Origin of the sequence: [Mycoplasma] gypis (assembly GCF_016924775.1) — a bacterium.
GTDB classification, from domain to species: domain Bacteria; phylum Bacillota_I; class Bacilli_A; order Mycoplasmatales; family Metamycoplasmataceae; genus Metamycoplasma; species Metamycoplasma gypis.
The window spans coordinates 78,924-91,440 of record NZ_JAFFTD010000003.1 but is presented as its reverse complement, the minus strand read 5'-3'; the positions used below and the strand labels follow the sequence as shown (position 1 = coordinate 91,440).

General features: G+C 29.0%; 11 protein-coding genes. 4 read left to right on the top strand and 7 right to left on the bottom strand.

The window, feature by feature from the left end:
• Window positions 1-8 precede the first annotated feature (8 nt).
• The 7 genes from JV175_RS02830 to JV175_RS02800 all read right to left on the bottom strand — a co-directional run bounded on the left by JV175_RS02830 (window position 9) and on the right by JV175_RS02800 (window position 8,948).
• Complete coding sequence (locus JV175_RS02830) at window positions 9-305, bottom strand: hypothetical protein (RefSeq protein WP_205499465.1); 297 nt, start codon at window positions 303-305, stop codon at window positions 9-11.
• Window positions 306-464: 159 nt separating this feature from the next.
• Window positions 465-2,372: a M13 family metallopeptidase gene (locus JV175_RS04420; RefSeq protein ID WP_205499423.1), complete on the bottom strand. Its 1,908-nt coding sequence runs from the start codon at window positions 2,370-2,372 to the stop codon at window positions 465-467.
• A complete protein-coding gene (locus JV175_RS02820; RefSeq protein WP_205499421.1) occupies window positions 2,372-5,314 on the bottom strand; it encodes an SMC hinge domain-related protein in 2,943 nt (980 codons plus the stop codon). Before JV175_RS02820 ends, JV175_RS04420 begins: the two co-directional genes overlap by 1 nt.
• Window positions 5,315-5,316: 2 nt before the next feature.
• Window positions 5,317-6,009 (bottom strand): ribonuclease III, encoded by a 693-nt coding sequence (gene rnc / locus JV175_RS02815; protein ID WP_205499419.1) that lies wholly within the window; start codon window positions 6,007-6,009, stop codon window positions 5,317-5,319.
• On the bottom strand, window positions 6,002-6,997 hold the full coding sequence (gene plsX, locus JV175_RS02810; RefSeq protein ID WP_205499417.1) for a phosphate acyltransferase PlsX: 996 nt from the start codon (window positions 6,995-6,997) through the stop codon (window positions 6,002-6,004). The genes rnc and plsX overlap by 8 nt, the downstream gene beginning before the upstream one ends.
• Window positions 6,997-8,649: a DAK2 domain-containing protein gene (gene fakA / locus JV175_RS02805; RefSeq protein WP_205499415.1), complete on the bottom strand. Its 1,653-nt coding sequence runs from the start codon at window positions 8,647-8,649 to the stop codon at window positions 6,997-6,999. Before fakA ends, plsX begins: the two co-directional genes overlap by 1 nt.
• A complete protein-coding gene (locus tag JV175_RS02800; protein WP_205499413.1) occupies window positions 8,649-8,948 on the bottom strand; it encodes an Asp23/Gls24 family envelope stress response protein in 300 nt (99 codons plus the stop codon). The genes fakA and JV175_RS02800 overlap by 1 nt, the downstream gene beginning before the upstream one ends.
• 658 nt (window positions 8,949-9,606) lie before the next feature.
• Between JV175_RS02800 and rpmB the strand changes: the two genes are divergently transcribed.
• The 4 genes from rpmB to rsmG all read left to right on the top strand — a co-directional run bounded on the left by rpmB (window position 9,607) and on the right by rsmG (window position 12,320).
• The gene (rpmB, locus tag JV175_RS02795; RefSeq protein WP_205499411.1) at window positions 9,607-9,804 is read left to right on the top strand and encodes a 50S ribosomal protein L28; all 198 of its coding nucleotides are present in this window, start codon (window positions 9,607-9,609) and stop codon (window positions 9,802-9,804) included.
• Window positions 9,805-9,871: 67 nt separating this feature from the next.
• Window positions 9,872-10,585 (top strand): ATP-binding cassette domain-containing protein, encoded by a 714-nt coding sequence (locus JV175_RS02790; RefSeq protein WP_205499409.1) that lies wholly within the window; start codon window positions 9,872-9,874, stop codon window positions 10,583-10,585.
• Window positions 10,586-10,669: 84 nt separating this feature from the next.
• A complete protein-coding gene (locus tag JV175_RS02785; protein ID WP_205499401.1) occupies window positions 10,670-11,653 on the top strand; it encodes a ribose-phosphate pyrophosphokinase in 984 nt (327 codons plus the stop codon).
• Complete coding sequence (rsmG, locus tag JV175_RS02780; RefSeq protein ID WP_205499398.1) at window positions 11,616-12,320, top strand: 16S rRNA (guanine(527)-N(7))-methyltransferase RsmG; 705 nt, start codon at window positions 11,616-11,618, stop codon at window positions 12,318-12,320. The genes JV175_RS02785 and rsmG overlap by 38 nt, the downstream gene beginning before the upstream one ends.
• The last annotated feature ends 197 nt before the right edge of the window (window positions 12,321-12,517 follow it).

The following is a 12,517-nucleotide window of genomic DNA, read 5'->3' as shown; positions in this document are numbered from 1 at the left end:
CTCCTTAATTAGTTTTCTTTAAAAATTCCGAATAAACCGTGAACTCTTTGAGCTTTTGTTAAAAGAAGTCCATTAGAATCGGTTCCTTTATATCTAATGAAATCAGCTATATATGCTATTTCAATAGCTAAGAATACTAATAAAACAATGGCAATAAAAATTATTATTCCCATTCAAATTTTTTTTCTTTTTATTGATTTCAATTCCTCTCCGGATTTTTGTGTTTCAATTAAGTTTGTTTCATTTGTATCAGTAACTTCAGTTTGTTCAACTTCTAGTTTGTTATTTTTTTCAACATTGTCCATAGGACCTCCAATTTTTGTTTTTCCATATATAGAAAGTATTGTTATAATAATAACATTATTCGAGTTTTTTCAATTTTATTAATGAAAAAAGACCAAAATATATTTTTTATTCTACTTAAATTAAAAAAAGCGCATTCTTTTTGCGTTTTTTTTAATAAGTTATCAGATTTTTACTCTTTTTTCAGGTGCTATATACATTGCATCGTTTTCTGTAACATCAAACTCTGTATAAAAATCATCCATGTTTGCAATTTGAATATTTGCTCTCAATTTTGTTGGTGCGTGAACATCGTGCAATAGAAGGTTTTTTGATGTTTCTGGTAAGTAAATAGATTTTCAAATTGTTGCAAAATTAATCATGAAATCTTTTGCATTGAAATCTTTTTCTAATTTAGCTGCTTCATAAGCACAAGCAACTCCTCCATTATCAGCAATATTTTCACTAACAACTAGTTTACCGTTACATGGACCAACTTCAGTCATTACTCCATCAAATTGTTCAATCATTTTTTGTGCTTTTAATTCAAAGTTTTTGAAATCTTCTTCTGTTCATCAATTTTTCATGTTTCCTTTTTCATCGAATTTTGCACCATTATTATCAAAACCGTGTGATATTTCGTGAGCGATAACTGCTCCGATTCCACCATAGTTTTTAGAACTTGATTGGTCTAATGAGTAAAATGGTTTTTGTAAAATTGCAGCAGGAAAGACAATTTTATTTTCAACAGGAGAAAAGTAAGCATTTACTTCACTTGGAGACATTGATCATAATTTGTTATTAACTGGTTCACCAAATTTTGAAAGTGAATATTCAATTCTTAATTTGTCAAATTCTAAAATATTTTCTAAAACGTTTGAACCTTCTTCATAAGTTTTAGTAATCATTGAGTCATAATATGATTCAATTTCGTCTGGATACCCAACTGAAACAGTCATATAATCTAGTTTTTTAATAGCCATGTCAATTGTTGCTCTTGAAAGTCAATCGTTTTTGTTTAGTCTTTGTTTGTAAATTTCAATCATATTTTTAACTAAACGTTCAACATCAGCTTTTGCTTTTGGCCCAAAATATGTTTTTGCGTAATATAAACCGAAAATCATTTGGAAAGGACTTAATGAAGTTAGTAATGCAAATCTTTCTGGTGATTCAGGTTCTTTAATTCCACTAATTGCTCTACCTAGTTCTCCACCAATTTTTCTTGTTTCATCATCTAAATATCTTGAATATTTTCTTAAAGCTAAAATCAGCATCATTGCTTTATAAGAAGCAAAGTTTTCATCACTTATTAATGTATCAATTTTTTCAAAGAATTCAGGATAAGTTACAACTAAATTTTTCACTGGTTTTTCAACTAATTGGTGTGCTAAGTCTTGGAAATTCACTTGTTTTGAATATGAATTTAACTTTTCAACATCAGTAGGGTTATATAGATTTGTATATTCAGCTGAGTATTCAGGTGACATTGTTAGTGGTAATAATTTTTGATCTCAATCTAATGCTAAATCTACTAATTTGTTTGCTTGTTCTTCAGTTTTTCCGATTTTTGTCAATAATTTTACTGACATTGAACGGAAAACGTCATAAAGTTTTTGTTTTCTTTCTTTATCGTCATAAAGAGTTTTAATGTTTAATAACAATTCAGGGTGAGACACAAAAAGAACTTGTTTAGTTGAGTCCTCAAAGTCTCTATCAACACCATATTCAATTGGTGTATATAAACCTAATAAATTATATTTTTTATAATCAGCGAATAATGAACCAAATGAATTTACTTGTTCAATTTCATTAATTAATTTGTAAATAGGTTCTACTCCCAACTCATTTCTTTTGTTTCAGTCCATTGACATACGATAAAACTTAATGAATTGTTGAATTTTTTCATCATTAGGAATCTTAGAATCATCTGTTGCTCATTCATTGAATAACTGTTTTGATAGTTCTTCGATTTTATCATGTATTTCATAAAAAGAACCATTAGAAGTTCTATCTGCTGGAATAGTAGCTGTTGCTAATCATTCCCTGTTTACTTCATCATAAAAATCTTGTTTTAATTTATTTTTATCCATTATTTTTCTCCTTGGTTTTCATCAATTAATTCTTTTGCTTTTGCTAATTCAACAGCAAAGAATGTTGTAACTCCACGGTTTTGCATTGTTGCCCCGTAAAGTGTATCAACTCTTTCCATTGTTCCTTGACGGTGTGTAATAACAATGAATTGAGTATCTTGTTTTAGTTTATGTAAGAATTCAGCAAATCTGATGACGTTTGCTTCATCTAGCGCCGCTTCAACCTCATCTAATATACATAGGGGAAGTGGTTTTGCCTTTAATATTGAAAACAATAAAGAAATAGCAATTAAAGCTTTTTCTCCACCTGAAAATAATTTTAAATTTTTAATTGATTTTCCGGGTGGCTGTGCAATAATATCTAACCCAGATTCAAGAAGGTTTTCGGGGTCGGTATAACGAATTTCTGCCATTCCACCACCAAACATTTTGTTAAATACATATTTAAATTCAGCGTTTACTAAATTAACTGTATTTTTGATTCTTGAAATAATGATTTTATCCATTTCATCAATGGCTTTTTCAATTGTTGCTTTTGCTTCGCTTAATTCTGTTTCTGTCGCTTTTACTGTGTCATAACGTTCTTGAATTTCTTTTAAATCTTCAATAGCTTGAACATTAACATTACCTAATTCACGAATTTCTTGTTGCAATTCTTGAACAACTTTCTTTGAAGTGCTGTAGTCAATTTCAGGATTATAAAATTCTTCTTTGGCTGTTTCATACAACAATGAATATTGTTCGCTTAAACGTTTTGTAGCCTGTTCAATAATTGATTCATTTTTTGTTTTTTCAACTGAATAACTATTGAATTGTTGTGAGTAATATTTATAATCTCGATCTAACGAACTCTTATGTTCCATGACACTGCTTAGATTGTGATTAATTTCTCTCAGTGTATCTTGTTTTGTATTGATTATTGCTTGTTTTTGACTTCTTTGTGCTGATAATGACTCAATAGAGTTAATAAAATCAACATTTTCTTCAAGTTTAATTTTTTCGTTTGTTAATGATTCATATTGAATTTTAAGTTCATCAAATTCTTGATTTGATTGAGTTCTTTTATCTCTTAACTTAGAAATTTCAACCATTAATTCACGCGCTGTTGACGAGTGATTGTCTTTTTTATACATTAAGTTTTGTAGCTGATTATCAAAATTAGTTATTTTTTCTTGAAGCACTGGGATAATTGATTCAAGATCACGAATTTTTTCATCAAGTCCAAAAGTATTATTTGACTGAGGTGCTTGTCCCCCTGTAATAACTCCACCACTTCTTATAATATCCCCTTCAAGGGTTACAATCATGTATCTTTTTTCAAGAAGTTGCGATAATTGGTTAGCTTGATCAATGTTATTAGCAAGAATAATGTGTCCTAGTAAAAATTTTCTTAACACATCAAATTCTTTTTTAGTTGTGATTAAATCCCCTAAAATTCCAATAAATCCAGGATGTGTTTTAGCGACACGAATATGATCTTCACGAATATAACGTTCTTGAATAGATGACAAGGGAATAAAACTTGTTCTACCACCTTTGTTTTTCTTTAAAAATTCAATTGCATTAACCGCAACTTGTGGCTCACTAACAACAATATTTTGTAATGTGTTAGCAAGAACAATTTCAGTTGCTAATGAGTATTCAGAAGGTACTTGAAGCAGTTGCGCAACTGTTCCTTTATATCCTTTAAATAAATGCGAATTTTCAACAATAATCTTTGTAGCTTTTTGCATGTGAATTTTGTTATCACGCATATCTTTAAAACTTTCAAGACGGGCACTCACTTTTGAAAGTTCATCTTTTGTTTGATTTCTTTGCACTGAAAGATTATAAATTTCTGAATTTAAATTAGCAGTCATTTGACTTTCTTCATCAGCTTGTTTTTCAAATGAAATTTCTAATTGTTTAAATCCTGAGATTTGATTGTTTAATTCATCTAATCTTTGTTTAATTGTTGAAATTTTTTGTTCGTGTGAAACTTGAATTTTACCTTCTAAAATTCATTGTTGTTGTTGTTTGGTTTGAGCTTCACGAACTTTTAAATCAGTAATTTCTTCATTTATTTTTTCAACTTCATTTTTTAATTTTAAAATTTCTGTTTCCAAGGCAATTCTTTGGTCAGTAAAGATTTTTTGTTTTTCACTCAATTCTTTAATATCTGAATCTAGTTTTATAAGGTTTTCTTCACTGCTTCCAACATTTAATTGCATCTTAGAAATTTTTTCTTTAGCTTCTGTTAGTTCGTGAACTAATAAAGACACTTCTACTTCTTTTAGTTGTGCTGTTTTTTCTAAGTAAGTTTTTGCTTTTGCTGCTTGACGTTGTAATGGACCCAATTGTTTTTCAACCTCAGCAACAACTGTTGAAATTCCAGCAAGTGATTCTTCAGCTTTTTGAAGTTTTTTAACAGCCTCTGCTTTTCTTGATTTATACATGCTTGTTCCAGCTGCTTCTTCAAAGAATTCACGACGTCTTTCAGGGGTTGCTTCAGCAACATCTGAAATTGTTCCTTGTGAAATAATCGCGAGTGAAGATTTAGAAATTCCACTTTGCATTGCAATTTCTTTAATATCACGCATTCTTGCTAATTCACCATTGATGTAATATTCATTAGAACCTTTTCCACGATGTAGAACACGACTAATTGTAAAAACATCATAAGGAATAGATACCGCTCTATCAGTATTATCAAAAGTTAAAATAACTTCTGCTTTATCCATTTCGTCTTGGCTTTCAGAACCAGCAAAGATAACATCTTCCATATTATCTCCCCGTAAAGCTTTTGATGAGCTTTCACCAAGCACTCAACGAATCGCATCGTTAATATTACTTTTTCCTGAACCGTTTGGTCCAACGATAGCAACAATACCACCATCAAATTTTAATGAAACCTTGTCGGCAAATGATTTAAATCCATGTGCTTGAACTTCAATTAATTTCATAGCTACACTCCTAAATTTTCTAATGCATTTTTGGCTGCATCTTCTTCAGCTTCTTTTTTATTTTTACCAATACCTTTACCAAAAACTTTGTTATTGCAGTAAACTTTTGCGCTGAATCCACCGTTTTCTTGCATTACAGTTTCATAATGAATTGTTCTCTCTGCTGACTGCATGTACTCTTGAAATAACGACTTAGAATCTTTATTTTCAGTTGATACATTTTCATCAACTTTGGGATAAACTGTTGTTTTTAAAATCTGTTCAACAGATTCTAAACCAAATTCTAAATAAATCGCAGCAATAAAAGATTCAAATAAATCAGCTTGCACTTTGGCAGATTCGCTTAAAGTTGTTGCCCCCTTTGAAACTCTCAAAAGGCTAAACAAAGCTAAATCTTGTGATATCTTTGCCAAATTTTCAGTTCTTACTGCTTGCGAACGCAATGTTGTCGCTTTACCTTCAGATAATCTTGAATATTTTTTAAACATATACTCAGTCACTTTGAATTGTAAAATTGCATCGCCCAAAAATTCTAAATACTCGTATGATACTTGTCCTTTATTTTCATTAGCATATGTTGAATGTGTTAATGAATTAACAAATGTTTTAATATCTTTAACTTCCTTTAAGTCAAGATTAAATTTGTTTAGTAATTTTTCTAAATTAGCAACGTTAAAATCTTTTAAATTAGTCATTTTCAGTCCCTAGAGCTCTTTGCATTTTATTGATAACATCAGCTTCAATACCCATTTTAATTTGATTTAAAGCACCTAAGAAAGCTTTTTTATCACTAGCTCCGTGCGCTTTAATAACAATCTTGTCCAATCCAATTACATATGCTGAACCAACATTTCGATAATCAAATTTTTCCTTGATTTTCGACATTGGTTTTTTAATAAGCAATCCACCAATTTTAGAAATTGTCGATTTCATTATTGACTGTTTTATTAATTTTCCGAATGTTATAAAAGATGTTTCCATAGTTTTTAACATAATGTTTCCAGCATAGCCATCAACAACAACAACGTCAATATCCTTATTAAAAACATCTTTAGGTTCAACAAAACCAATATACTCGAAATTGTTGTTTTGCTCTTTTATGATGATATGTGCATTTTTAGTAATTTGTGGTCCTTTATAATCTTCTGAACCAATATTTAAAAGTCCTACTTTGGCTTGTTTTTTGTTAAACATCGTTTTATAAAACTCAGAACCAATTTTTGATCATTGAACTAAGTAGTCTTCTTTTACTTCTAAATTAGCTCCCACATCTAATAAAACTCAGTAACCATCAGTAGTTTTGGGTATCATTGGCATAAACGCTGGTCGTGAAACGCCTTCTAAACGTTTAACTAACAATGTCGCCATAGCTAAATAAGAACCAGAATCTCCACTGCTTAAACAAGCATTAGCATTATTTTCAATTAAATAATTAATGCTGTCTAGCATTGAAGAAGGAATTCTTAATACTTCTCTTAAACTGGCAGTCTTTTGCAATAATACTGGTGAGTGATTAAAGACAATATTCTTGGGCAAAGTAATTTTATTTTCTTCAACAACTTGTTTATCGCCGAATAAAACAAGTTGATAATCTGAATTTTTATTCGCAAACTCAATTGAAGCATGTAAAGCTTCTAGTGAACCATTATCGTTATTTAAAATATCAAAAACAATTGTTTTCATTATTCAACGCTAATGTAGTAAGGATAAAGTGATTGTCCACCAGAAAATACTTCTACTTCAATGTCGTAGTTTGTTTGTAAATAATTTTTTAATTCCATTGCATCTGTTTCGCTTGCATCTTGTCCATAAAAGATGTTTACAATTTCTGAATCTTCATCAATCATGCTATCAAAAAGATCGATTGCAGCTTCATTGTATGTTTTATGAGTAGAAATTACTTTACCACCTGTGATTGCAAGGAATGAACCTTTTTTAATTTTAATTCCGTTAATTTTTGTATCTTTAACAGCAAATGTGACTTCAGCACTTTTTATTGAACGTACTGCATCTTTCATGTTTTCTTCGTTATCTTGTGGTGAAGATTCTTCATTAAAGTTCAATGCTGCGGCTAGTCCTTCCATTTGGTTTTTGGTTGGAATAATAACAACATTTTTCTTACCACTAACTTGTGATGCTTGTTGTGCTGATAAGATAACGTTTGAATTATTTGGAAGAATAAAGATTGTTTTTGCATTGATTTTGTTAATTAAGTTAACAATATCTTGAATTGAAGGATTATTTGTTTGTCCACCTTCAACAACAAAGTGTGCTCCATATTCTTTGATTAATTTAACAATACCATCTCCTGTATTGCAAGTAATTAATCCACATTTTGCTTCGATAATTTGATTTTGCTCATCATTTTCTTTTGAATGTGACTTAATATTTTCAACATTTTCTTTTGATTTATTTGCTTGTTGAGTCATATTTTCAATTTTGATCTTAATAAATTGACCTAAATTGTGTACTGCATTTAGTACATTACCTGGTTTTTGTGCGTGGATGTGAACTTTTAAATATGAATCATCTTGAACGACAACCATTGATGAACCGATTTTTTCTAATTTACGAACTAAATATTCTTTGTCGAAACGATTAGGTTTTTCTAACTCTAAAATAAATTCTGTACAATACCCAAATTCACCATCAAAAACTTCTGAATCGTTGATAAATTTATTGATATCTTCTTGTTCTGTTTTTAATTCAACTGGTTGACCATGTAAATATGCTGACATTCCTTCGAAAATTTTTACAAGTCCTTCTCCCCCAGAGTCAACTACTCCAACTTCCTTTAAAACTGGTAGTAATTCGGGAGTTTTATCACAACTTTTTCTTGCCGCTTGGTAAACATTATCAAATACTTCTTTAATTTCCGAACTAGCTAAAACATTTTTTGATATTGTTTCACTTGTTTCACGAATAACTGTTAAAATTGTTCCTTCGATTGGTTTTAACACAGCTTTGTAAGCTGTTGCAGCAGCTTCTTTAAAGGCTTGAATTAATTCTGAAGTTGTAACATTTGATTTATTTTTAAATTCTTTTGCAAAACCTCTAAAAACTTGTGAAAGAATAACACCTGAATTTCCCCTTGCACCCATTAACATACTTTGTGCAACTAAATTTGATGTATAAGAAATATCCTCACATTTACTGTCATCAATTTGTTCTAGAGCTTGTTTTGCTGCTTGAATTGTTGCGTTCATATTTGTTCCTGTATCTCCATCTGGTACAGGAAAAACGTTTAAGGCATCAACAACATTTTTGTTATTTGCCAAATTATTAGCACCTGAAATTACCGCGTGCTTTCACTGTATTCCGTTAATAAATTTCATTATTCAATACCCCTAATAAAAATGTTTAAGTTTGTTAAAGTCATTTTTTCTTTCGAAAGAACATAAGAAATATTTTGTGAAATTTCTTCAATAATTCCTTTTGCACTAACGCTTGAAAGAATAACAACTGCGATAGTTAAATTAATTTGATTATTATCAATACTGATTTCGATACCTTTTTCATAATTGCTATCAAGAATTTCAACTTCTTCGTTTAAATTCAAAGAAGCGAAACCAACAATCCCTACAACACTTGAGATAATTGTAATGAGTTGTTCTTTTATGCTTTCTTTTTTCATATCAAGAATTATAACATATATGTTATATGCTAGACTTTCTCATAAAAAATCAAAATAATCAATTTTGTAATTTTACCAAGTAAATAAAATCAAAAATTATAAATTTTAACGATTTTTATCATTTTTACTCATCAAAAACACTTAAAATTTACACTTTTGCGTTAATCAGATAAAAACATAAAAACTTCTGTGAAGTCAAAAAAATAATGACAAAATAATAAACATTTACTTCAAAACAACAAAATCAGATATTAAAAAACACAAAAAAATAAAATATATTTTGAATATATTTTTAGTCTTTAAAAGTTGGTAATAATCATGTACATAATGTAAACATATCAGTCTTTAATTTCAATTTAGACTGCAAAAACTTCATAAAATAAAGGCTAATAACAATATAATTTCAATCATTTAGTTATCCAAAATTTTATAAGTGACGGTAAAAAACAACTCGAAAAATATAAAAAACATAAAATTCAATAATTTATTTATGTAAATACGTAAAATAATGTTATCTTATTTAAAAAATAAAAAGAATACTAATTCAATTGACAACCCTCCCACTAAAAACGAATAAAGTAAAACAAATTTGGAAAAAGCAAAAAATAATGTACAATAATAGATATATTATTCGAATAATTTTATAAAGGAGTGAAAAATGCCAGGTAAAGATCAACTAACTGGAAAAAAAGCTCTAAGCGGTAACAAAAGATCACACGCATTAAATGCAACAAAAAGAAGATATGATCTTAACTTACAAAAAGTTACAGTTTTATTGGGCAATGGACAAAAGAAAAAATTCCGTGTTACTGCTAAAACAGCAAGAACATTAAAAAAACACGGTTTAACTGCTTAATAGTCCAAAAAATAATTAAAAACTTGTCAACATTTGACAAGTTTTTTTATAATTTAGCTAGGAATTTATGAAAATATTAGAATTTAAAAATGTTGTTGCAAAATATAAAAACGCAGCAAATAATCAACTTAATAATATTAGTTTTGATGTAAACAAAGGTGAAATGGTGGCTCTTGTGGGTTCTTCAGGAGCGGGAAAAAGTACAATTTTTGCAGCAATTTATCGTGATTTAAAAATTTTAAAAGGACAAATTTTAATTCAAGGTACACCAATTTATAAAGCAAACAAAAAACAAACTAAGAAAATTTTTAAAAATATTGGTTACTTGTCACAATCTTTCGAAACCACTGAAAATGATGATGTTTTAACTTACATTTCAAGAATTTTTTGATTTAGTTTTTTAACAAAACACAAAACTGAGCAAATTTTTAATGTCTTAAAAAAACTAAATATTGAAGATATTGCGTTTAACAAGATTAAAGACATTAGTGGTGGACAACTCCAAAGAGTTGAAATTGCCAAAATGCTTTTAAAAGAAAAAAGCATCATCCTTGCTGACGAACCCACTTCTAATTTAGATCCAAAAACAACTCAAGATTTTTTAAATATTTTAAAGGAAATTAATGAGCAAAAACAAATAACAATTGTTTGTGTAATGCACGATATTCAAGCAGTTAAAAAGAATTTTCAAAAATATATTGCCATTAAAAATGGAGAAATCTTTAAAATGGGTGCTTGTTTAGACCTGAATGATGAAACAATTGACGAAATTTATCGCTAAATTTCGTTTTTTTTATATTACTTTTTTTGTTATATATGATTATTAATTTAAAATTTAATATATAAACAAAATAAGGGGAATATAATGGAAAAAATTTATCGTGATTCAATCATTTTTGGAATGGATAATTCATGAGAATTAGCTGAAGAAATTGGGCAAATTCTTGAAATTGAAGTTCAAAAACCAAAAAAATTGGTATTTAGTGATGGCGAAAGAATGCTTTCAAGCGAAATCACTGTTCGTAACCTAAATACATATATTGTATGTAACACAGGTTCACCCGTTAATGATAACTTAATGGATTTATTGATTTTTATTGACTCTTTAAAAAGAGCAAGCGCTAAAACAATTAATGTTGTTATGACTTATTATGGTTATGCTCGTCAAGACCGTAAAGCAGATGGAAGACAACCGGTTACCGCTAAATTAATTGCCGACCTATTACAAACAGCCGGAATCACTAAGCTAATTACTATCGATTTACACAACTCATCAATCCAAGGTTTCTTTGATGTGCCAGTTGATGATTTACGTGGTCAATTGATTTTTGCTGAAGAATTTAGAAAAAGACATGACACATTTACAGTTACTAGTCCTGACCATGGTGGTGCAGTAAGAGCAAGACAACTTTCAGAATTAATTTCAAACGATGTTCAAATTGCTATTGTAGACAAAAGAAGAACAGCTCCAAATGTTAGTGAAGTAATGGGGGTTCTTGGTGATGTTAAAGATAAAAATGTTGTTATTATTGATGACATTATTGACACAGGTGGAACAATAATTAAAGCAGCTCACGTTTTAAAAGAATGTGGTGCTAAAGAAATTATTGTTGCTGCTAGTCACGGAATCTTTTCAAGAGGTTTTGAAATGTTTGAAAATGATGACGTGATTAGTGAAGTAATTATTACAAACTCAATGAACTTAGACCACTTAAAAGGTTTCAAAAAGATAAAAATTTTATCACTTGGATTTTTACTAGCGCACGTTATTAAGTCAAACATTGAAAGAAAATCAATTACAGGAATTTACAATGCTTTCAAAACAGGAAACTTCGACGATTTTTACTAGTTATTTAGACGACTTAAACGAAAAACAAATTGATCTTTTATATCGCTATTATGAACTTATTGAACAAAAAAATAAAGTCATGAATTTAACAGGTTTTACTGATGAAAAACTTGTTATTGAAGGGATAATTGAATCAATTTTAGTTCTAAACGAAGCTTTCAAGCTTGAAGAAAATAAAAAATATAAACTTGTTGATATAGGTGCTGGAGCGGGTTTTCCCAGTGTCCCTTTTTTCTTAGTGCATCACGAACAAATTGAACTAACAATAATTGAACCCTTAAAAAAACGTTGTGCTTTCCTTCAAGAAGTTGCACAAGATTTAAAATTAACTATTAACATTACTAATCAGCGTGCTGAAGATGTTAAATTTCATGAATATTTTGACTTAGTGACTGCACGAGCTGTCATGGATTTGAAAAAATTAATCGAAGTTAGCTGTCAACTAGGTAAACTAAATTCACAGCAAGTTTTTGTCAAGGGCCAAAACGTTGAAAAAGAAATACTTGAATCTAAAAACATTGTTGATAAACTTGGATTAAAAATTGAAAACAAGGTTTTTAATACAAAAAATATTCGCAAAAACAACCTTGTTTCGGTTATAAAGACTCACAGTATTGATAAAAAATTCCCGAGAAAATGACAAGAAATAATTAAGGATAAAAACTAAAAATATAATGCAACATGGTTGCATTTTTATTTTTTTTCATTTTTTCTTAAAAAAGTGGTTTTCAACTAAAAAAATAATAATTAATTTTTAAAAAATTGTTTTTAGATACGTTTGATACACTAATATTAAATAAAAAAAATCCGAAAAATTGTTGTTTTGTCTTGGTTTAGTCTCATAAATTTAACTAATGAGACAAA